This window comes from Bartonella gliris (assembly GCF_045277155.1).
Taxonomy (GTDB): domain Bacteria; phylum Pseudomonadota; class Alphaproteobacteria; order Rhizobiales; family Rhizobiaceae; genus Bartonella; species Bartonella gliris.
Genome location: NZ_CP123962.1, coordinates 1,398,746 through 1,421,431, shown reverse-complemented (window position 1 = coordinate 1,421,431; position 22,686 = coordinate 1,398,746). Strand labels below are relative to the sequence as shown.

The following is a 22,686-nucleotide window of genomic DNA, read 5'->3' as shown; positions in this document are numbered from 1 at the left end:
AAATAATTACTATAAAACGGAAGAAATAATTTCATTATCTCCAATATAAATCACTGTTCCATGCAAAAAGAAGATGCTACAGTGCAAAGAATGGTGTAACGGCCTATGCTTAATAAAAAAAGAGACTACCAAGAGTAAAAAAGGGAAAATTATTGTGATAAAACAAAAAGCATCAGAGATAAAAAATAATCAAGATAAAATAGAACAAATCCTTTTTGCTCACACTGATAAAGAAGATATCGCCTGTTATGAGAACAAAGAGCTCCAAAAAGCTGCAACCACCGCGGTTAAAGCTTTCAATCTCCATCAAGCAGGAAAAAGTACCATCTGCTTTGAACAAAATTTGACCCGCAACAACAAACCTATAACCGTTATCACGCTTGTCAATGATAACAAACCCTTCCTTCTTGATTCCATTTTAAATATCTTCAATCAACACAAAAATCACATTTATTTGATTGCACACCCCGTCCTTGATTGTGTCTCCGGACAACGCATCAGCCTCATGCAAATTCATATCGAGTCATTAAACGAACAGCAGATACAAAAGCTCAAAGATGAAATCGCCTTAGTTCTTGAGCAGGTCAATGCTGCTGTACAAGATTGGGAACCTATGCTTAAAGAAGTCAAAAAGCATATCCACGCCTATCAAATAAATCTCCCAGTACACTATAAACAAGAAGGCGAAAAAGCCATTGAATTTCTTAACTGGTTGATGGACAATAACTTCATCTTCCTTGGCATGCGCACTTATGACTTCATCAAAGACCAAGAACCCACAAAAGCCTTTAGAGCGAGCGACATTGAACTTGGTATTCTCACCGATGCCTCTATTCGTATTATTGGTGATGCACGTGTAGAAGAACCTCCCCAAGAAATTTTATCCTTTATGGAAAGCGATAACCTTCTTATTGTGACGAAAGCCAATAGCCGTTCAAAAATTCACCGTCCTATTTGGCTCGATTATATTGGTCTTAAAATCTTTGATAAAGAAGGCAAGCTGTGTGGAGAATTGCGCATTGTAGGGTTATTTACCTCCTCAGCTTATACACGCTCTATCTCACAAATCCCTTTCTTAAAAGAAAAAGCAAAAACCATCATTCAACGCCTTGGATACAACAGCGCTGACTATTCTGGAAAAGCACTCATCAGTGTTTTAGAAACCTATCCAAGAGATGAAATGTTTCGCTCTGATGTTGATACATTAACAGAAAATGCCAAACTTATCATGCAATTAGACGAACGTCCACGCCTACGGGTACTCGCCCATATTGATTCTTTTGGGCGCTTTGTTTCTATACTTGTCTACGTGCCCCGTGACCAATACAGCAGCAATATTCGCGAAAAAATTGGCGAACATTTCGTTGGGCTTTACAAAGGTGACTTTTTTGAATCCTATCCGTTATTTTTAGAAAGCACGCTCATCCGCGTTCATTATATCATCCATCGCAAAGGGAGCGAAAGCGCCCCTGTTGTTGAACGCACAGTACTTGAACAAAATGTTCGTTCCATAGCGCGCAACTGGGAAGACAGTGTTCAGAGCATAGCCCTTACCCACAAAGCAACAGACCAACAAATGCGTTTAGCCAGCCAATTTCCCAACAGCTATCGTGACCTATTCTCGGCTGAAAATGCAATTGAAGATGCAGGCCATATTCTAAATCTTAATGATAAAAAACCTCTTTTCGTTACTTTTTATCACGCACACAACAAAGAAAAACGAAGTATTTCCCTTAAGCTCTTTCACCGCTATGAAGCGCTTGCCCTTTCCAAACGCGTACCACTTCTTGAAAATATGGGTTTTCGGGTTATTGCTGAACAAACACTTAAATTACCAGATGGCAACGGACACTGTGTATATCTTCATGATATGCAACTGGAAAGTGCTTTCCAACTGTGCATTGATTTCGACAAAAACGGTCAAAAGCACGCCGAGACATTCGAAGCCATTTGGGCCCAAAATGCTGATAATGATGCTTTTAATGGTTTAACCCAAACAGCTGGGCTTGATTGGCGCGAAATTGTTATTTTGCGCCATTATGGACGCTATCTCCAACAAGCTGGGATTCCTTATTCACAAAAACGTGTTGCCCAGACTTTAAATGCCTATCCTGATATTACCCAAGATCTTTATGCCTTGTTTCACTTGAAATTTCATCAAAGCCATACAGAAAAAGAGCGGGAAAAAAACCAACAAATCATTTATCAACGCATTGAAGAAAAATTGCAAAATGTACCAGGTTTAGATGATGATCTCATCTTACGCCGTTATCGCAATCTCATTGTTGCGAGTTTAAGAACCAATGCCTTTACTTCTCTTCCAGATGGCAATCCACGACGCATTCTGGCAACAAAGTTAGATCCACGTCAAATTGAAGGTTTGCCTGAACCACGTCCTTATCGAGAAATTTTTGTTTATGGACCAGAGGTTGAAGGTGTTCATTTACGTTTTGGTCCTATTGCCCGTGGCGGAATTCGTTGGTCTGACCGTGCACTAGATTACCGCACCGAAGTACTCGATTTAGTCAAAGCCCAACAGGTCAAAAATGCGGTGATCGTTCCTGTAGGCGCAAAAGGTGGATTTTATCCTCATCGCCTTCCCCAAACCAGCGACCGTGCCATAGTAACAGAAGCCGCGCGACAAACTTATATTGACTTTATAACGGCTTTACTTTCCATTACCGACAATCTGGTTAACGGTGAAGTAATCCCACCCGACAATATAATCTGTCATGATAGCAATGACCCATATTTTGTTGTTGCTGCCGATAAAGGCACTGCAACTTTTTCTGATACTGCCAACGCCCTCAGCCAAGCAAACCACTTTTGGCTTGATGATGCTTTTGCCTCTGGAGGATCAGCAGGCTATGACCACAAAGCCATTGGGATTACTGCCAAAGGTGCATGGGAAGCAGTTAAAAGACACTTTCGAGAATCCTTTAATCACGATATCCAAACAACCCCCTTCACATGTGTCGGTGTTGGCGACATGTCCGGTGATGTTTTTGGAAATGGAATGTTGCTTTCCAAACAAACAAAACTTATTGCTGCCTTTGATCATCGCGATATCTTTATTGATCCAAATCCAAACATAGCTGAAAGCTACGCAGAACGTATGCGGCTCTTTCAACTCCCTCGCTCAAGTTGGCAAGATTATGATCACAAAAAATTATCAAAGGGCGGTGGCATCTTCTCACGCACAATGAAAACCATCACTCTCTCACCAGAAGCAGCACAAGCCATTGGCTTCGAAAAACAAACAGGAACACCCTTTGAAATTATATCTGCACTTCTCAAAGCACCTGTTGATCTTTTATGGTTTGGCGGTATTGGTACTTATATACGTGCAACAACAGAAACCAATACACAAGTAGGGGATCGTGCTAATGATGCACTACGCATTACTGGAGATCAAGTACGTGCAAAAGTTATTGGCGAAGGAGCTAATCTTGGCGTTACACAACGTGGCCGGATCGAATATGTCTTAAACGGTGGGCGATGCAATACAGATGCCATTGATAATTCTGCAGGAGTGAATTGTTCTGATGTTGAGGTCAATATCAAAATTGTTCTTGCCTCAGCACTTCGCACAAAAACGCTTACCCGCGAAGCGCGCGATGAACTCCTGAAAAAAATGACCCCACAAGTTGAGCAGCTAGTTCTACGCAACAATTATTTACAAACACTTGCTCTTTCCTTGGCTGAAAGCCAAAGCACTGTCGATTTGCCTTATCAGATACGCTTTATGCATGATCTGGAACAGAAGAAGCTTCTGGATCGTAGAGTTGAAATTCTCCCTGATGAGCAAATTTTGCGCCAAAGAGTAACCCAAGGACAAGGACTTATACGTCCAGAACTTGCTGTGATTTTGGCTTATGCCAAATTAACTCTGCAAGAAGAAATCGCCCATAGTCCCATTGTTGATGAGTGTTATTTCGATACAATCTTGCTGAATTATTTTCCAACCCAAATTCAGAAAAATTTTGAGAAAGAAATCATCAATCACCAGTTGCGTCGTGATATTATAGCAACTCTCATTGCCAATGATATTGTAAATCGCGGAGGTCCTACTTTTGTTAATCGCCTCAAAGATGCAACAGAACAAAAAACTGAAAATATTATTCGCGTTTTTATTACACTGTGCGATGGTTTTGAAATTCCTCAATTATCTGACCAGATTGATAATCTTGATAATAAGATACCTGGTCTTGTTCAAAATAAATTCTATGCCGCCATTACCGCGATGCTCTTTGAGACAACCAATTGGGGTTTGCGCAATATCGATCTCTCTGTTCCGTTAGAAGAACTTGTAAAAACAATTAAGCAAGCGCGATCTGTTATTGAAAAACAGCTTATGCACCCCAACGGTAATGATATTCATAAAAAAATTAAAGAAAAAGCAGCACACTATAATGAAGAAGGTGCACCAAAAACTCTAGCAAAACAATTGGCTCTCTTAGATGCTGCACCAATAATTTGTGATATTTCTTTGGTTGCAAAACAAAGCAACAGCGACCTTATTAAAACCGCAAAAATCTATTTCTCACTTGCTCAAATCATTCGTATGAACCGCATTAATGAAGCAAGCCAAACAATTCCTGTACTTGATTATTATGATAGTATGGCTTTAAGCCAAGCTAAAGAAAATATTGCCGAAAGCTTACGGCAAATCGTTAAGAAAATCCTGAAAAACTACGGAGAAAAAGATGATCCATTCGCAACCTGGATCAAAAATGAAGAAGATCACATTCACAATGTAACAAACCGCATTGGTGCCCTTATTGAAAATGATCTCAATATTTCTCGCTTTACTTTTGCAGCAGGATTGATTGCCCAACTCCAAAACACTGCCTTTCAGACTTAAAGCGGTGCAAGACGGCCAAGTTTTAGGAACCCCAATTTTGCCACCCCATGGGTAATCTGCAAAGATAGAACGGGGTGACCCTCTGCATTTTTAGGCATAGCGCCCAAAATAAAAAATAAAGCTTGAAGATTGTTCGCTTGCGCAGGAAATAAGCGCTGTGCAGTAGTCAGAAATTCTGTATATTGAGCAAAAGCAAGTTCAAATTTTGCTGACAAATATCCTTTATCGTCAAAAGAAAAAGGTCCACTTACATGTACCACACCACCCGTATGAAAAATCAATTCACCGCGTTTTAAAAATCCACTTTTCCCATACAAACCTTGCCTCCAACTGCTTCCACCATTTGTATCAAACAGACTGGATGCATCATTGAGAATCCATTTCAAGTTGCCATCAATTTTGGGAAAATCAACAAAGTAAGGTGCAAGAAACGAAGAAGGATCAAAACTATCAAAAGTAATATGCCCCAATAAATTATTCTTCTCGTGCTTAAGATAAAATCGCACAAATTCTGCTGTTATTGTTAGGGCTGCATTTTTTTGATCTAGCAGATGCACAATCATATCATCAGCATCGTTTAAAGATGCGCGATCTTCAACATTTTCTTGCAGTATTTTTTTGTCTACCGCCTGTGATTTCAACACTTTCTGAAATTTCTGATTTTCAAAAGGCGACACAACAGTAGAAATTTCAAGGCCCTCAGCCATAAGCTTAAATGTTTTGCCCGTTCTCCAATAAGGTTCTGCTTCAATCACTAAATTGCGCCAGTGTGACACTATGGGAGCTTTTCCTGCCAAAACAATTGAAGCAGGAGAATGAACCCCAAACTCTACCCAATGAGGAGCATAAACTGGTGCACCAACTGTTAAACGCCCCGTTGATAAAGAAAATCCATGCAAAGGCCAAGCAAACTGAAATTTATCACAAACAACACCAATACGTAACGGATAACCATTCTTGCGTAGATGTTCGCACACAACTGTCATATCACGAGAAGATGCATGTGCGAGTATAACGGAAATACGATCTTCTATTTTACGTGAAAAAAAAACCAAACCGAGCTATAAACGAGTATTAGAATAAGACAAAAAAGCCCACAAAGCAGATAGCTCAAAGAAAGACTTTTCCGGAATGACGTCAATTGAGAAAACATAGACAAAATTAAAACTTCCCTTATCTAATAATGACACTCAATATAAACAGTGTTCTTAACACTCATGCGAACATAATAGGTACACCAAAAATTTGTCGCAATGTATTTTCAAACCATTGGCTTAAAGCCTGATCATAGATTAAGCGACCTTTCAAATGTGCGCAAGCCGGCTGAGCACCTTTTTCGGTCAATTTATGCGCCGAACGCGCTATCAGACGCCGCATCATAGCACGCGTGAACTCAGCATGAAATTGCAACCCCCATGCATTTTCTCCATAACGGAAAGCTTGTGTAGGATATGTGTAACCTGTTGCCAAAAGCACTGCCTCTTTAGGTAAATCATAGATCCCTTCATCATGAAAATGGTAGACCATTTCTGGCCAATTCATTAATTCCTTACCTTGTGGGGTTGCCTCCAATGGATACCAACCGACTTCAACAATCCCATCCCTTCTTGTACCAACGCGCCCCCCTAGATTTCGCGCTAACATTTGTGCTCCAAGACAAATGCCTAAAAAAGGCTTATTCTCTTTCAATGACAAAGAAATCCAATCAATTTCTTCACCAATATATGCTTCGCTGTCATTCACACTCATCGGTCCTCCTAAAATGACAACGCCAGCATAATACTTTAATGTATCAGGAAGTTTCTGCCCCAAAATAGGACGATAAATATCAAGAACAAAACCACTCTGTTGCAAAAATTTTCCCAAACGACCAGTATATGTAGATTGGCGATGAACAACGACTGCTATTCTTGGCTTGCTGTTTTTTTGCTTTTTGCCATCACACTTTTGTATCAAAAACATTTCTAACCAAGCACCTCTGCAATTAAGTTAAGTTTAATTTTAATCAAAAGAACAATTTCGATGAATAATATTCACCATAGTTCTTCTTTTTAAAATAACCGAAATTTATTTTTTGATAAAAATGCATCATCTTCTTCTGTTTTAATCCCTGGATCATCAACATTTAAATGTGTTTGACTAAATAGCTCTTTATCTTTTTTCTTTATATCTTGCTCTTTTGTCTGGACATGATACAAAAGACTATCCCCTAAAGCCGATACATCTTCAAGCAACTTACCTTCAACAACAGTTTTTTCCACGATATCTTGTTTATCTTCTTTTTTCAGCTCAATACTATCAGCCTCTAATGTAAGAGGAGGCCGACAGGGAGGCGCTTTCCATTCGAAGCATCCTAAACGCCCACTTATTGGAGAAACCACTGACCAAGAAGAAAAAATAGCACCGTCACACATCCATACTGGATCACGCTCAGCACGCAATGCCAAAGAAAGCCATTGCCGAACCGCTCCCTGATTATTCCCTTCCGCTTCTTCAATATCTGCCAGCAACAAATAAACACTTTCGCGCGGATGATACCGAAGCGCTTTTTGTGCCTGTTCTCTCGCTAACACCCTTTCACCAGCATCTAGAGCAGCTTTAGCAATGAGGAACGCAGATTCAAATGTTTCTTTATTATAAGAAGCAAGTGTCTTCGCTTTTTTTAACCGCCCAACGGCTCCCTCTTCTCTTTCAAGATAAAGTGCTCCCAAATCAGGATGAGGATCTTTCTGCCAAGCAGCAATAATCATTTTATCAGCTTTACGTATTTCATTGAGTTTATAAAGAATATCAGCAGCAATCACTGTTATAGGCACAAAATCAGGCGCTAATTTATGTGCTTTCAAAATAGCTGTACGTGCCTCGAAAGGATGCGTGTTAAATAGATGAGCTGCCTGTCCAGTTAACAGCAAAGCCTGTATATGATGACGCTCGACATTCGAACGAACAGAACGGGGCAAAGCCTTTTGCGCCCGCTCAAAAACATGAAGTGCTTTGTTCCATTGCCCGTTAGCACTCAGCTGATCGAGCACGGCTTGATGTGCCCATGAAAGTGCTGGTGATAAAACCAATGCTTCTTGTGCATATTGTTGCGCTGCTTCATAAGCATTCGTCTTCATAGCTTCACGAAACAAACCATAAAGCCCTGCCAATTTTGTCGGTGTTTCCTTTTTCATCTCCTCATAAAGACCAATAGCGCGAACAGAATTATTTTGCAAAGACAAAGTTTGGGCTTGTAAAAGCTTGACCAACGGCTCATGATTACCCGCAAGATATTTTTCAACACGTGCCACCATCTTTTGCGCTGCAACACCATCACCAGCAAATACTGCAAGGACTCCCTGTGAAAGAGCTTCATAACCGCGCTTTTGATGGCGTTTATAAAAATAATGAGATAAAGCTCTAGGGATGGAAAAAAGCACAGACAAAAACCACCACAGAAGCACGAAAATTCCAAGGAATAAAATGAACGCGCTTAAGAGCGTCAACAATGAAATAGAAAACCGAAAGTGTAAAAATGTTATGACAAAAACATCATTGTGATTAGCAACCCACCCAAAAGCTAGACCAAGCACACATACAACAAAAGTATAAATCAAAATACGTATCATCTTGAGCCTATTTACATCTTTGTTTCCTTAAAAGATCCTTGTTGCGCCGACAGCAGCAACTTTTGGAGAAGATGATGAACAGCAATGTGTCTCTCAAGTTGATGAACAAAATCTACAGAAACATCTTTTGCACTTTGGGGTAATGTTTGCCACTCACTCAAAGCCTTTTCATAATCACCCGTTTGAATGGCAACTTCCATCCGCGCCGCAATTGCCCCTAATGTCATACCTTCAACATTTCCAATCGGCCGTGAAATAACCAGACCTTTTATCCATGCCCCAATCTGTTCAAAAAAACCAGCATCTGACGCAACTCTATTTTGCGTACCAACAATAGCATCCGCAATACGAGCGAAATCAACTGAAAGTTGTGCTGAACTTGGAAGACCTATCGTGGCTGTTTTTTGTAACAGATCAAATCCTTCAATTGAAGGCGATAATTGCTGTAATATTTTCAATTCGTTGACATAAGATCCACCACGCTCAATAGCATTTTTCAACGAACTGATTGCAATAAACAATGCAGTATTTATTTTTTCTTTCTCATCACTTTTAGCAACAATTTCTTCCTGCATAATCTCTAACTTTTGCTTTAAAGCAGCAAGATCATTTGCATTGCTCTGCCCAGCGGACAAAGCCGTTTTCATCTCTTTTGATACGCTCACTAAAGTTAACACATACTCTTCAAGACCACTTACTTTTTCTTCTAAAGCTGCAAAGGCTTTTTTGCTTTCTTCTTGTGAAGTTTCATCACCTTGAAAAGTACCAAGCTTTTGTGATGAAAAAGAAGAAAACTCTGCTTTCAATGCATCAATTTCTTGAAGCGCATGCCCCAATTGCTGCATTGTCTCTTCACCTTGACTTTTTGCTGCTTCCGCAATCTGTAAAGCTTTTTCTCCACCAGCATGATCACCCCCTAAAGAAGAAGGAAGAAAACCTGCCCATTGTATAACTATCGCAAGACCCAAAGCGATGAGACCACCAACAATTCCTGAAATTAGCAAAAAAAGCCAAGGTATATCAGACATCAGTTTACACTGTGTACTTTGCTCGCTCTGTTTTTCTATCATATTCGATTCTACGGAGTTTTGTGTTTTTTGCTCTGAATCATGGGCCACGTCTTCATGTTCAATCACGGATTTCTTACGACGAACATCAGTGTAATGCGATTTAATTTTAGGTTTTGAAGAATCTGCCATCTCAGCCACTTTTTTGTACTTATTTTTAACGATAAAATAACAAAATGAAAAAAGCTTTAAAAATTAAGCATTTCTCAAATAACACATCTTGTTTTACACTTTTTTTATCAAGAGTATTTCTTCATCAAAATTCTCAAGAGTTTATCCCCATTAGAGGCATTTACAGTTATATACTTTGATAAACAACCTTTTTAGAAACACATCATCATTTTATACTGAAAAACATACCTTAATTTTTGGTCAACAGAGCCATTATATCAAAAAAAGAGTTAAAATTGATTTTTCAATGAAAAATCAATTTTACGAGAAGTTCTTTGCATCTTTGCTTGTCCGTGGTACCCACACAATAAAGAAGCTTAAACATAAGGTTTTGTCTGAAATGCGTCTGTTAGGAATAGAAACAAGTTGCGATGAAACTGCGGCTGCAGTTATCGAACACAACCATGAAGGAAACAGTCGAATTCTTTCCAATATTGTTTGGAGCCAAATTGATAATCATGCACCTTATGGCGGTGTTGTCCCTGAAATTGCTGCTCGTGCTCATGTTGAAATTCTCGATGATTTAATTTTGAAAGCACTTACAGAAGCGAATACGAAATTGAAAGACATCGATGCCATTGCAGCCACAAGTGGTCCTGGTTTGATAGGAGGACTTTTGGTAGGAGTTATGAGCGCAAAAGCACTGTCTCTTGCCACCGGCAAACCCTTTATTGCCGTCAATCATCTGGAAGGACATGCTTTAACAGCCGTCCTAACGCATAATGTCGATTTTCCCTATTTATTGCTGTTAGTTTCAGGTGGTCATACACAAACAATCCTTGTTCACGAGGTGGGAAATTACCAGCGTTTAGGAACCACCATTGATGATGCATTAGGAGAAGCTTTTGATAAAACAGCAAAACTCTTAGGCCTTCCTTATCCTGGCGGCCCTGCTCTTGAAAAAGCGGCTTTATTGGGTGATAAAAATCGTATCCCTCTTCCACGACCTTTAAAAGGTGAAAAACGGTTGGATTTTTCTTTTTCAGGACTCAAAACTGCTGTTCGACAAGCTGCGACAGCCATGGCTCCTCTCACAGAAAGTGATGTTGCTGACATTGCGGCTAGTTTTCAAGCAGCCGTTACCGATACAGTGTATGACCGCGTTAATTTGGCTCTACAACACTTTGCCCATCAATATCCTCTTTCGCATTATCAAGGACGTCGTCCTCCTGCTTTAGTTGTTGCGGGTGGAGTAGGTGCTAATCAAGCCATTCGATCTACGTTGCAAGAACTCGCTCATCAACACGGTTTTGAATTTATAGCTCCCCCTCTTTCTTTGTGTACTGACAATGCTGCAATGATCGCTTTTGCTGGTGCTGAACGGCTCGCACGGGGAGAAACAAGTTCCCTTGACATTGCCCCTCGTTCACGCTGGCCATTGGATGAAAAAGCCATTCCTTTAATCGGGACAGGACGCCGTGGAACAAAAGCATAAGAAAAACAGATTAGCGCTTATATTATCCACCACGAAGCAAAGCATGAACTACCACCATTTGATACCTCATCTTTTGTCATTATCACTGTAGACCCTTAACCTTTCGAAAACTGATTTTCTTGCCACATTTTTCCAACTCAATAATACTATAAATACTATATTGAATGAACTTTCCAAACCACTGTCGACAGAATGGTTAAACTTCGCATACTTAGCGATTTACTTTAAGCTTACCCTTCCACACCCCCGTGTGCTTTCTGCTGACAGTGAAGTTTAAGTCAAAACAGCTTCACACAACATAAAAAACACCTAAAAAGCATAATTCATTCTTTCACTACAATTCTACTCTTTCGAAAAAGGAAGTAACAACATTTTAAATCAAAAATCATTGTTGATGGTGCTATATAAATGCTTAATAAATGCTTATAAAAAGTATGCATGACGTATGAATGCAACCCTGTCTATAAAAGGAGATCTCATGGCTTATTGGCTTTTTAAATCTGAACCCCACAAATGGTCATGGGACATGCAGAAACAAAAAGGTGCTGAGGGCGAACAATGGGATGGTGTACGTAACTATCAAGCTCGTAACAATATGCGTGCCATGAAATATGGCGATAAAGGCTTTTTTTATCATTCAAATAAAGGATTAGAAATCGTGGGCATTGTAGAAGTCTGTGCTGAAGCGCACCCTGATTCTACAACCCCTGATCCACGTTGGGAATGTGTAGATATTCGGGCTGTCTGTGATATGCCAACCCCTGTTTCATTAAAACAGATCAAAGCAAATCCAAAACTGGTAAATATGGTGTTGGTCAATGCCAGTCGTTTATCAGTGCAACCTGTAACAAAAGATGAATGGAAAGAAATTTGTTTAATGGGCAATCTTAAGATAAGAACATATTGATTTATAATAATATTTTATTATTTAAAATACAAAATACAGCAACAGTTTCTTGTCTCCACCGCTCTTATTCAGAACCAAAAACCATTTATTTACTCCTCACAAGAGAAATTGATGTGTGGAAAATACAATGATAGCACTGCCAAGATATATTACTTCATCAGTGTAAGGAGAGTGATACTCGGAAGATTTTACTTTATACCATTCATGAACGGTACCCAAGAAGTAAGATTGAATGCAAGGTACAGTGCTTCTTAAAATAAATATGCAAATGAACAGCATAATCGCGTATTGTTCTTTTAAAAGAGCATGATATCCTACCTGAGAGGAAAGCGAAAAACAAAAACCTGAGGCTCTATGTAATCTTCATTATTTAAAAGATCTTACTTTAAGATGCTTTTGAAAACCACAAAGCAGAACTAAAAGAAGACAATAAAGAAAGAAATGCTTCCAACTTAAAACAATAATTTTTGTTTGTCCGCCAATATGCGGCAAGAGAGATTCCATACCGCAAAGAACGAGCGCAATACATCCTTTGTTGGCATATAATTTATTGCACTACACGCATAAAAAGAGCACTCTCTCTTACCATTTTCTGCTCTGTACTCTTCCATTACAAAACAAAAACAATTCCATAAAGACCCTCTTTATGCTGCATCTTTTTAGAACTGTTACAATTAAAATAAGAAAGACGTACCAAGCGATTATAATTGGCATCACCACAAGCCATACCAACCACCTTGGTTTCGAATGCAATGAAAAGGCAAAATAAAACCGTGAGAAGGAATAATAAGAATTGCATTATCACCTTCGCGCTTAACAGAAGAAATACCGAACCATCCTAGAGTACAAAAAAATGATTCTGATCAGTCCACAGAAAACCTGCATACAATTATTTGCTTGTCAGCAAACAACCATAAAAGTAAAAAAGTTTTTTTTATAGGATTTCTTTTTCAATTCTCCTTGCATGAGATCTCATTTTTCATGAAACTACTCTTTGTCAATTGGGGCATTAACATACCCTATAAGGAAAAAAAATGAACAGACATACCCTTTTAATCGTTGAAAATGATGATGATCTTCGCCCTATTTTGGTAGAACAATTGCAAATTCATAAAGAATTTAAAGTTTTCCAAGCGAAAACAGCTGAAGCAGGGATAATAACAGCCCAAGAGGAAAATATTGATCTGGCCATTTTGGGTATTGAACTCCCTGATCTTGATGGACTTAAAGCCGTTAAAAAATTACGCACTCAAGGATTTCGTGCTCCCATTATCATGATCACCAATCATGATACAGATTGCGATACCATTTTAGATCTTGAAGCAGGCGCCAATGATTATGTCAAAAAACCCTTTCGCTTTGCAACACTGTTAGCACGAATCCGCATCCAATTGCGCAAATACGAACAAAATGAAGATGCAGTTCTTTACATTGGTCCTTATACTTTTAAACCTAGACAAAAACTCCTCATTGATCAAGATAACAACCAAATTCGCCTCACAGAAAAAGAGACAGCAATTCTGAAATACCTCTATTACACAAACGACAAAATTGTGAACCGTGAAACACTGTTAGAACAGATTTGGGGATACAGCGAAAATATTGTCACCCACACATTAGAGACCCATATCTATCGCTTGCGACAAAAAATGGAAAAAGATTCTTCCAATGCAAAAATTCTCATTACGGATCACAACGGATATCGTCTTAATCTTTAAATTTCGTTCACAGTTACTGCTTGAAAAACAATTTTGATGCCATCAATTTTTCTCTGTGAAAGAAAAACGAAACCAAGACGAGAGAGAGCTCTCACGTGCTTGTGGTGATAACGCAGGCATAAAAACACGCCGTGACTGGCGACGCTGAACAAGCAAACCTTGATGAACACGTTTCTGAGCCTGACAGATTAAGAGCCCACCAAAATAAGGTAAAAGATGACGTGCAAATGGTTCATAAAGCAATGAAAACAATTGTGAAACATAACCTGAAGAAGGTGTATAATGTACAATTTCTTGCACTGGTCCAGAAATAAAATTTGTTTTTTCGAATAAACGAGCAATTTGTTGCCGACTATAAGGCTCACCATAACCAAAGGGGGTTGAAGTATGGCGCGCCCAAAAACCGGAGCGATTAGGAACAATAACGATCAGGTGACCATTGGGAACCAAAACACGCCATATTTCATTCAGTGTTTCAAATGCATTTTCTGTATATTCAAGCGCATGAACCAATAAAATACAATCAATTGAAGCATCAGGAAGCGGCAAATCCTCTTCAAAAACAAGTGCTGTAGCTACCTTATCGGCACAAGGCCAAGGCAAAGCACCTTGCCCAGCAGGCATAAAAGCGAAACATTGTTGTGCACGTGTACGCAACGCAGAAAGATAAGGAAGTGCATAACCAAAACCCATGACCCGTTTATCAACAAGATCGGGCCAACATAAATTTAACTGGTCACATAGCGTCTTCTGCACACGCATACCAAGAGCAGAAGCATAAAAATCTCTAAGTGTGACTATATCCAATTCAACATACCGTGTAGAAAAAAATTTCAAACATCACAGGCTTTTATATACCCCAACTTATATGGACCTTTGCCTTTTCTCCGCAATAGTGAAAACTTTAATATTTCATATTTTAAACCCAAATGGCTCTAAAAGTAGTACAGAACATTTCCATGATCACTACACCAACGCACTTGATTATATTTATGATAAGATGCATCCCATAAAGGCCTCTAGTGTACGCTTTTTGTCTAAGAAAAAAAATCAACTAATTAATTAAAATGAAGCAACCTTTCAAGATAGTTTTTTTCCACTTCTGGAATATGCTCCTTACCAAGGCGTTTGCGAATTTCTTCCAAAATCTGCCGCGCACGCATTTGATCACTTTCTTGTGGTAGTGCCGCACCTTCTTGCCCTTGATCAGACTTTGAAGAAAGTGGACGTCCTAATGGATCTTCTTCATGCCCAGAGACAGTATTGTGATTGTCTCCTGCTTTTTTGAGGACTTCGCGCATTTTTTCTAAAACATTTTGTGCGCCCTGCCTTAAAGCTTCTAAAGCATCTGACTGATTTTGTATGGATGTTTGATGATTTCCGTGATCAAGAGCAATTTCTGCAGAATTCATTTTCTCTTCTGCCCTTTTCAAGGCATCACTCTGTTCAATCCCCTGCTCTGACAATTCTTTTTCTAACATTGATAATTCAGACTGCAACTCAGCCTGACGTTTTTTTAAAGATTCATTTTGCTTTTCCGGCACATTTTCTCCACGTCGTTGTTCCATTTCTAACTGATGTGTTTCATTGAGAATTTCTTGCTGACGACGCATCAAATCTCCAAGCTTATCCATTTTCTCTTTCATTTGTGCAAATTGGCTTCCGCTCTTCTCTCCACCTTGATTGCCTTTTTGCACTTGCAAATGATCGAGAATTTGTTCAACTTCAGCCAATAACTGTTCAGCTGCAGAAAAGGAACCGATTTTGGCCATTTCTTCTATTGAATTTAACTTTTCCTGTAATGTCTCTCCTGAAAGATTAGGACGACGAGAACGGCTATTATTGTCTTGTGCCTTTTCAGCCAAAGCGTGAATATAATTATCCATAGCTTGACGTAAATCCGCCATAAGCCGTTCGATTTCTGTAGCTGGAGCACCATAGCGAAGTGCATCACGCAAAGCAGCTTGTGCTTGTTTTAAATTTTTCTGAACAGATTCAAATTGATTGTCTTCAATACCCAAAGCAATCTGCCATAGATAATCGACGACATCGCGCAAATCTTCCTCTGTTTCTGCCATAGAAAGCCTTGTCCATGCGCTCTGTAGGGCAAGGAGATGCGTTACATTTTTAAGACCATCTTCTGGACGCACCAGCAAAGCAGAAAGCATATCGAGTACCCGCTCTCGCGCTAAAGGATTAAGAGCCAATAAACGACGCAATTCACTCACTGCACGAGCAACAGGATTCGAAAAAACACGCTGCGGTAAAGTCATCACAAAAGTTTTGCTACGACCTTGCTGTGCAGCTCCATCTTCTGCCACCAAAGTAATTTTGACTTCTAAACCAGCCCATGGATGATTGGACACATCCTGTACCATCCGCATTTTACCCTTTCCATTACGCGGTAACAGAAGTTTTATTTCAGGTGCTTTATAAAGAGAAACCGTATTTTTATGGGAATCAAGAAAAGGTTCTATTTCAACAAAAGCCTTTGTCACTCCATAATCATCATTCATCTCATACTGCAGCTCTAATGAACCAGTCAAAATTCGCCCAGGTTTTTCCAACCAATGAATTGTCGGGAGCTGATCCTTAATCACTTGCAAATACCACTGCTGTTGCTTACGACGTGATGATACAGACAAATTAATTGAACGTTCTAAGCGTGTTTCCAAATGAACAATTGGATCATTAAAAACCATTTTATTGCTTTTTTTTGAAAACAAAACCTCTTGCCCATCCTCTTCAGAGCGCGCTTTTACCTTAACGCCAACACCATCAACAACGCGTATAACTACGTCACTCCCTTCAGGAACTGTAAACAGTGTTGTTTCACCTTGTGTTAAATAAAGAGGTGCAACCCCCGTATAAGCAGGCGGTGTTACCCAAGCATCAATCCGCATTGATGTTTCATCGACTAAAGGACGGAAATCAAACGCATCTGCCAAACGCCCTCCTAATGAGCCAAAAGAAAAACTAAAAGCACACACACAAAGGAGAACACATAAAGCTCTCAAAGCCAAAGGATCACAAGCCGCACTATTAGGATAGGCAAATCCTATTTTTAAATGGTACAATTGCTCCGCCATACGGCGCTGATGTTCGCGCCAAACAATCGCACTAAAACCTTCATCACTTTCAGGACATAAACGATCTGTTTGAACGCTTAAAGGCTGATTTTTGAGGCCATTTACTTGTTCAAGACGGCGATTAACTTCCCCAACAGTCGGAAACCGAAAATGAAGAAGAAAACACAAACTTGCCATAGCAGAAAAAAGTATAAGCCCAAGCAAGAGTAAATGTGGCCAATACCTCAGAACACCAAAAATACCAAACCAACTAAGCGAACAAAAAACACTCAAGACTAGGAAAAACGGCAACAACCGTAACCATAGCCGCTCAAAGGAGAGGATACACCACATCAAAATGCGTACACACAAAAGCTTCATTCTTGCAAAACTTTTGATGTTTTCATCTTTCATAGACAAATATTTGTCCCCTTTTACAGCGGTGAATTGAAATCATAAAATGCATATAAGACAATTTCCAGAAAATAAATTGTTTCATCAAAGTTTAATAAAAATAAGACCAAAAATATTTAAAAATGCTCAATCTAATTTGGGCTCAATCCAATCTGGAATATGATCGCATCCTATCAATTGCGTATAATCAAGGCGTGGACGAATGACTGCATAACGCGTATCCTGAACGAGAACTTCTGGCACTAAAAGTCGACTATTATAAGTGCTTGCCATCACTGCACCATAAGCCCCCGCCCCTGTTAACACCAAAACATCACCCGCTTTCAACACCGGTAAAGAGCGTTCCAATCCTAAATAATCACCAGTTTCACAAACAGGACCAACAATATCAGCATTGATCAGTGGGGTATCTATTGGCATTTTTTTCACTGGCATCACATTCTGCCACGCATCATAAAGCGTCGGGCGCATGAAATCATTCATCGCCGCATCAACAATAACAAAATTTCGTCCTTCCCCCCTTTTTAAATACACAACCGATGTCACCAACACACCGGCCTCACCAACAATACTACGCCCAGGTTCTAGGATAATATTGATCCCTAAAGGCGCAATATGTTTCTTTACCAGTGCTGCATAATCAAAAGGAGATGGCACTGGATGCTGCTCATGACCATAAGGAATACCAAGCCCGCCCCCAATATCGATATGGGTTATGACATAACCACTATTCCATAATTGACGCACAAAATCTGCAGCAATAACAAACGCATCTTCAAACGGCTTTAAATCACAAATTTGACTGCCAATATGGAGATCAACACCACACACATGAAGACCAGGCAATTGAGCTGCTTTTTTATATGCATCATACGCCAACGACAGTGGAATACCAAATTTATTCTCAGACTTTCCCGTTGTAATTTTCTTGTGAGTCTTAGCATCTATATCTGGATTAATGCGCAAAGAAATACGTGCTGTTTTTGAAAGCGCAACGGCACGCGCCGATAATTGTTCAAGTTCTGGTTCTGATTCAATATTAAAACAATAAATATCTTGTGCAAGAGCAAAGTCTATCTCTCGCACTGTTTTACCAACACCAGAATAAATAATGCGCTGTGCAGGAATACCAACAGCAAGTGCGCGTCGTAATTCCCCTTCTGAGACTACATCTGCCCCCGCTCCATTGTTGGCTAAAAGTTGTAAAACCGCTTGATTGGAATTCGCTTTAACCGCATAAGCAATTAAACTCGGCATATCGCGAAATGCATCATGATAATCTTTAAAATGTGCAACGATTGCGCTAGCTGAATAACAATAAAAAGGCGTTCCAACCTTCTGCACAAGTTCCAAAAGCGAAAGACCTTCAGCGTGAAGCACACCCTGATGATAAGAAAAAAAACACATAAAAACCCCTATTGTATCAACCGATCAAGAACAAAAGGTTGATCTGTTTTGCCTTGAGAAACAAATGCTCCTTGTGAAGAATTCACTCCTGTTGAAGGAGGCAATTCTAATACCCCTTTACGCCCACATCCAACGATAAGAACACTTCCCAAAAGGACAATTGTTAAACTCTTTAAAATGATCTCCATACGCCTTTTTCCTTTTTATCAGTGTTTCTCTTTATTTTCTGCGTTTGAAATCAAAACACTCAAGCGGTTACAAGGCGTTTTTTCCAATAAGCAATTTGATAAAGCACTTCTGAAGGCGCAGTACCACCAAAACTTTTGCGACTTTTAATTGATTTTTCAACCGTTAAAACATCAAAAAGTGCCGCATTAATATTTGGACATATTGTTTGAAGCTCAACCAACGATAAATCATTCAGACCACATTGTTTTTTTTCTGCTAATGCCACAGCGCGACCCGTAATATGGTGTGCTTCACGAAAAGGAAGCCCTAATTCACGCACAAGCCAATCGGCAAAATCCGTTGCAGTTGCATAGCCAGAATCAGCGGCTTGTTTCATAGCTTCTTTATTAACTTGCAAATCACCAATAATCCCTGTCATTGCTGCTAGAGATAATTCTAAACTTAAAGCCCCGTCAAACAGATATTCCTTATCTTCTTGCATATCCTTCGAATAAGCAAGGGGTAACCCTTTCATCACCGTTAATAATCCCATCAATGCGCCATTCAGACGTCCTGCTTTTGCACGCACAAGTTCGGCAGCATCAGGATTTCTCTTTTGTGGCATAATGGATGAACCCGTTGAAAAAGCATCCGATAAACGAATAAAATGAAACTGTGCACTTGACCAAAGGACAATTTCTTCGGCTAACCGCGAAAGATGCATTGCACAAAGAGCACCAGCACTTAAAAATTCCAATGCAAAATCACGGTCCGAAACACTATCAATCGAATTGCGTGTCGGCTCACGAAAACCTAATGCTTCAGCTGTCATAAAACGATCAATCGGAAAGCCTGTACCAGCTAGAGCTCCAGCACCTAAAGGTGACTCATTCATTCGCTCAACCGCATCACGCATACGAGATAAATCCCGACCAAACATTTCAACATAAGCCATCATATAATGGCCAAATGTTACAGGTTGTGCGGACTGTAAATGCGTAAAGCCTGGCATAAATGTATCAACATGTTGTTCTGCTCGAATAAGCAATTGCTCTATCAATTCTTTTAAAGCTTGTGCTATTTTTTGCGTTGCTTCACGCACCCACAAGCGAAAATCAACGGCAACCTGATCATTGCGTGAACGAGCCGTATGCAAACGCCCTGCTACAGGACCAATCAATTCGCTTAGCCGCGCTTCAATATTCATATGAATATCTTCAAGCTTTCGTGAAAAAACAAATTTACCGTCTTCAATTTCTTGACGAATAAATTTTAAACCATGAACAATTTTTTCATAATCTGATTGTGAAATGATCTTCGTTTGCGCTAACATTGCCGCATGAGCAAGTGAACCTTCAATATCTTGCCGATAAAGTTTTTGATCAAAATCAATAGAGGCGTTAATTTCTTCCATAATTGCAGCAGGTCCTGCCAAAAACCGGCCACCCCACATTTGGTTCTTTAATTTCTCATCCGTCATACTTTAAAAGCACCCATTAAAAGGACAAAATTATGATCGCTCCAATTTTCATCAGCAAAAACAATAGCAATAAAAAAAGGCAATCCTTTTTTGCATTCTTTATCATTGCCTTAAGTTTATACGCAACAACAAACCACGATAACAAAAGAGAGTTTTTCTTTTCTTATTTTATTTCAGAAGCAAAAGCACAACAAACAAACACTGAAAAAACACAAATGGAAAAAATAGAGGCAATAAAAAAAGCAGCGAAAGGCTTTTTTGCCCACATGCGATTCACTGATACGCCCTCAAATATGACGCAACTTTCTTTTAAAGATATTCAAGGAAAAGAGCATAAACTCGCTGAATTTACTGGAAAAACGATACTGATCAATCTGTGGGCCATTTGGTGCTTACCATGCCGCACGGAAATGCCAGAATTGGCGCAATTAAAACGTGAATTAGGGGGAGAAAACTTCGATGTTATAGCTATTAATATCGATAAAGCTGCTTCTCCTGAAAAAATTCAGCAATTTTTACAGAATGTTCATGCAGAGAATTTGCTTTACTATCGCGATGAAACAATGGATATTTTCAACAATGTTAGAAAACAAGGGCTTGCTTTAGGATTGCCTATCACATTTCTCATCGATAAAGAGGGATATCTCATTGCTTCCTTTAATGGAGCCGCTCCATGGGCCAATGAAGATGCCAAAGCACTTATAAAAGCAGCTATTAAAGAAGCCCAATAACTTTAATAACCGCGCCTTTTTAAACGTTGTATAACGAGATCCAGCGCTGATAAAAAAGCAGAACGGTCTTTACGACAAAAAGGGCGGGGTCCGCCTGCTATACTGCCCTGTCCCCGCAAATCTTCCATCAAATTGCGCATTGCTAAAGCTTGACCAATTGAATTTACATCAAAAATGCGCCCTATCGGTGAAAGACAAATACCTCCAACCCGCACAACACGTGCCGCTAAAAGAATATCACTTGTGATAACAATACTAGCCTCATGCACATGCTCTACAATCCAATTATCTGCACTATCAGTCCCTTCAGGGACAATTACCCTTTCAAGAAGCACCTCATCTGGAAGAACCAAAAAACGATTTGCTACAAGAAATGTTTTAAGCTGGTAACGGTTCATAACACGATAAATTTCAGCTTTTACGGGACAAGCATCCGCATCAACCAACAAAGTGATAGCAGGTTTTATTTGTGTATTTGTCTCTTGGCTTTCACGCAACAACAAGTTCTTTCATTCATCTAAATATTGCAAATGTCTACGATAAAACATTATTGCCGCGTTTATTTCTCCTCCCAAAATAAAAATTGCACTTAAAATGTAAAGAAAAATAATGGCAACCATAATAGATGCTAACCCCGCATAGGTGGAAATATAATTAAACATTGTTAAATATTGAGCAAAAGCAATGGAAGCCATAAACCACACAAACATTGTCACCACAATTCCTGGTAAAATATCTATCAATTTCCGACGCCCTGCTGGTAGCCATTTATGAACAATCAAAAGACTTACAAAGAGAACAACAGCTGCGATTATGTAACGCCATAGACGAATGACACCAATATATTCGGTCCTGAAAAAGGAATAATTTTGCATACTTTTGATCAACAAAGGTGCTAAAATCAACAAAAAGCTGATCACAACAAGACCAATGGCTCCAACAATCACAAAAAACAAACTTTGAAAACGACAAAATAACAAACTACGTTTATCAACCACACGATAAGCTTTATTTAAAGCCGTACGTAAAGCCTCTATTCCATTAGAGGCAAAATAAGCTGCTCCGATAACAGAAACAGTCAACAATCCCCCTCGCTGAACGGTCAAAACATTGATAATTTCCTTAGATAAAGGCTCTGCAATGACGTCGGGCAATAACTGCACAAGTGCTTTGATTTTTTGCGGCGTATATGTAAAAGCACCAAGAAAACTGGCAAGAGAAGTTCCAAAAATAAAAAAAGGGAAAAATGCTAAAAGCCCAGAAAGCGCAATATGGCTTGCAAAAGCACTCCCGTTATCACGCCAATAATGGGTTATTGCATCAAAAAGAACACGATAGCTATACCAAAAGATATTTCTTAACAAATCTCAATACTTTCTGGTAAAACCCTTCCTTAGCCTATTTTATCCTATTCAAGCCTTATAAAAATCATCAAAACTTTGAAAACAAACATTTTTCAATGTTTTAATATAAAGGGTAATAACCAAGACGGTCAAGCCCCACTCGATACCAAAACAGAAAAGAACGAATCAAAAAAGTTTTCTCATTAAGGGCCAAAGAGAGTGGAGATCTGTACACGCCAACTATCGATATCGTTGATAAGATAAATGCACACGTCTGCATCTGGAAAGCGATTTAAGCATAA

At 39.3% G+C, this 22,686-nt stretch carries 17 protein-coding genes; 5 read left to right on the top strand and 12 right to left on the bottom strand.

Annotated elements, in window-relative coordinates; all coding sequences use genetic code 11:
• The first annotated feature begins 154 nt into the window (after positions 1-154).
• Positions 155-4,864, top strand: coding sequence for an NAD-glutamate dehydrogenase (locus QHG54_RS06310; RefSeq protein ID WP_406604042.1), 4,710 nt, complete (start codon positions 155-157; stop codon positions 4,862-4,864).
• Here QHG54_RS06310 and QHG54_RS06305 read toward each other — a convergent pair.
• The 4 genes from QHG54_RS06305 to QHG54_RS06290 all read right to left on the bottom strand — a co-directional run bounded on the left by QHG54_RS06305 (position 4,861) and on the right by QHG54_RS06290 (position 9,674).
• Positions 4,861-5,919 carry a DUF2125 domain-containing protein gene (locus QHG54_RS06305; protein ID WP_406604041.1) on the bottom strand — a complete coding sequence of 353 codons (1,059 nt, stop codon included), beginning with the start codon at positions 5,917-5,919 and terminating at the stop codon, positions 4,861-4,863. The two genes, QHG54_RS06310 and QHG54_RS06305, sit on opposite strands and share 4 nt — an antisense overlap.
• Before the next feature lie 160 nt (positions 5,920-6,079).
• Positions 6,080-6,826 (bottom strand): glutamine amidotransferase, encoded by a 747-nt coding sequence (locus QHG54_RS06300; RefSeq protein WP_317993982.1) that lies wholly within the window; start codon positions 6,824-6,826, stop codon positions 6,080-6,082.
• Between the two features lie 89 nt (positions 6,827-6,915).
• Positions 6,916-8,475: a heme biosynthesis protein HemY gene (locus QHG54_RS06295; protein WP_406604040.1), complete on the bottom strand. Its 1,560-nt coding sequence runs from the start codon at positions 8,473-8,475 to the stop codon at positions 6,916-6,918.
• 11 nt (positions 8,476-8,486) lie between these two features.
• Positions 8,487-9,674, bottom strand: coding sequence for a COG4223 family protein (locus QHG54_RS06290; protein WP_406604039.1), 1,188 nt, complete (start codon positions 9,672-9,674; stop codon positions 8,487-8,489).
• 379 nt (positions 9,675-10,053) lie between these two features.
• On the opposite strand from QHG54_RS06290, the gene tsaD reads away from it, so the two are divergent.
• Complete coding sequence (gene tsaD / locus QHG54_RS06285; RefSeq protein ID WP_317994085.1) at positions 10,054-11,148, top strand: tRNA (adenosine(37)-N6)-threonylcarbamoyltransferase complex transferase subunit TsaD; 1,095 nt, start codon at positions 10,054-10,056, stop codon at positions 11,146-11,148.
• A gap of 478 nt (positions 11,149-11,626) precedes the next feature.
• Positions 11,627-12,055, top strand: coding sequence for an EVE domain-containing protein (locus QHG54_RS06280; RefSeq protein ID WP_406604038.1), 429 nt, complete (start codon positions 11,627-11,629; stop codon positions 12,053-12,055).
• A 610-nt stretch (positions 12,056-12,665) separates the two neighbouring features.
• On the opposite strand, the gene QHG54_RS06275 is transcribed toward QHG54_RS06280, so the two are convergent.
• A complete protein-coding gene (locus QHG54_RS06275) occupies positions 12,666-12,854 on the bottom strand; it encodes a hypothetical protein (protein WP_406604037.1) in 189 nt (62 codons plus the stop codon).
• 235 nt (positions 12,855-13,089) lie between these two features.
• Between QHG54_RS06275 and QHG54_RS06270 the strand changes: the two genes are divergently transcribed.
• A complete protein-coding gene (locus tag QHG54_RS06270; RefSeq protein ID WP_317993986.1) occupies positions 13,090-13,773 on the top strand; it encodes a response regulator transcription factor in 684 nt (227 codons plus the stop codon).
• Between the two features lie 42 nt (positions 13,774-13,815).
• Here the strand turns inward: QHG54_RS06270 and QHG54_RS06265 are convergent, their stop codons facing one another.
• The 5 genes from QHG54_RS06265 to argH all read right to left on the bottom strand — a co-directional run bounded on the left by QHG54_RS06265 (position 13,816) and on the right by argH (position 20,310).
• On the bottom strand, positions 13,816-14,610 hold the full coding sequence (locus tag QHG54_RS06265; RefSeq protein WP_317993987.1) for a methyltransferase domain-containing protein: 795 nt from the start codon (positions 14,608-14,610) through the stop codon (positions 13,816-13,818).
• A 221-nt stretch (positions 14,611-14,831) separates the two neighbouring features.
• A complete protein-coding gene (locus QHG54_RS06260) occupies positions 14,832-17,255 on the bottom strand; it encodes a TIGR02302 family protein (RefSeq protein ID WP_317993988.1) in 2,424 nt (807 codons plus the stop codon).
• A gap of 126 nt (positions 17,256-17,381) precedes the next feature.
• Positions 17,382-18,662 (bottom strand): diaminopimelate decarboxylase, encoded by a 1,281-nt coding sequence (gene lysA / locus QHG54_RS06255; RefSeq protein WP_406604036.1) that lies wholly within the window; start codon positions 18,660-18,662, stop codon positions 17,382-17,384.
• Positions 18,663-18,670: 8 nt separating this feature from the next.
• Positions 18,671-18,850, bottom strand: a complete 180-nt coding sequence (locus QHG54_RS06250) for a hypothetical protein (protein ID WP_317993990.1) — start codon at positions 18,848-18,850, stop codon at positions 18,671-18,673.
• Positions 18,851-18,909: 59 nt separating this feature from the next.
• Positions 18,910-20,310 (bottom strand): argininosuccinate lyase, encoded by a 1,401-nt coding sequence (argH, locus tag QHG54_RS06245; RefSeq protein ID WP_317993991.1) that lies wholly within the window; start codon positions 20,308-20,310, stop codon positions 18,910-18,912.
• Between the two features lie 32 nt (positions 20,311-20,342).
• Between argH and QHG54_RS06240 the strand changes: the two genes are divergently transcribed.
• Positions 20,343-21,041, top strand: coding sequence for a TlpA disulfide reductase family protein (locus QHG54_RS06240; protein WP_317993992.1), 699 nt, complete (start codon positions 20,343-20,345; stop codon positions 21,039-21,041).
• A gap of 2 nt (positions 21,042-21,043) precedes the next feature.
• On the opposite strand, the gene QHG54_RS06235 is transcribed toward QHG54_RS06240, so the two are convergent.
• A complete protein-coding gene (locus QHG54_RS06235) occupies positions 21,044-21,538 on the bottom strand; it encodes a YaiI/YqxD family protein (RefSeq protein ID WP_317993993.1) in 495 nt (164 codons plus the stop codon).
• A gap of 12 nt (positions 21,539-21,550) precedes the next feature.
• On the bottom strand, positions 21,551-22,405 hold the full coding sequence (locus QHG54_RS06230; protein ID WP_317993994.1) for a YihY/virulence factor BrkB family protein: 855 nt from the start codon (positions 22,403-22,405) through the stop codon (positions 21,551-21,553).
• Positions 22,406-22,686: the final 281 nt, after the last annotated feature.

Bases quoted from the DNA above. Each gene is read 5' to 3' on its own strand.
- QHG54_RS06300 (WP_317993982.1), bottom strand. From the start codon at position 6,826: ATGTTTTTGATACAAAAGTGTGATGGCAAAAAGCAAAAAAACAGCAAG.
- QHG54_RS06290 (WP_406604039.1), bottom strand. From the start codon at position 9,674: ATGGCAGATTCTTCAAAACCTAAAATTAAATCGCATTACACTGATGTT.
- lysA (WP_406604036.1), bottom strand. From the start codon at position 18,662: ATGTGTTTTTTTTCTTATCATCAGGGTGTGCTTCACGCTGAAGGTCTT.
- QHG54_RS06295 (WP_406604040.1), bottom strand. From the start codon at position 8,475: ATGATACGTATTTTGATTTATACTTTTGTTGTATGTGTGCTTGGTCTA.
- QHG54_RS06250 (WP_317993990.1), bottom strand. From the start codon at position 18,850: ATGGAGATCATTTTAAAGAGTTTAACAATTGTCCTTTTGGGAAGTGTT.
- tsaD (WP_317994085.1), top strand. From the start codon at position 10,054: ATGCGTCTGTTAGGAATAGAAACAAGTTGCGATGAAACTGCGGCTGCA.
- argH (WP_317993991.1), bottom strand. From the start codon at position 20,310: ATGACGGATGAGAAATTAAAGAACCAAATGTGGGGTGGCCGGTTTTTG.
- QHG54_RS06270 (WP_317993986.1), top strand. From the start codon at position 13,090: ATGAACAGACATACCCTTTTAATCGTTGAAAATGATGATGATCTTCGC.
- QHG54_RS06280 (WP_406604038.1), top strand. From the start codon at position 11,627: ATGGCTTATTGGCTTTTTAAATCTGAACCCCACAAATGGTCATGGGAC.
- QHG54_RS06240 (WP_317993992.1), top strand. From the start codon at position 20,343: ATGATCGCTCCAATTTTCATCAGCAAAAACAATAGCAATAAAAAAAGG.
- QHG54_RS06275 (WP_406604037.1), bottom strand. From the start codon at position 12,854: ATGCAATTCTTATTATTCCTTCTCACGGTTTTATTTTGCCTTTTCATT.
- QHG54_RS06260 (WP_317993988.1), bottom strand. From the start codon at position 17,255: ATGAAAGATGAAAACATCAAAAGTTTTGCAAGAATGAAGCTTTTGTGT.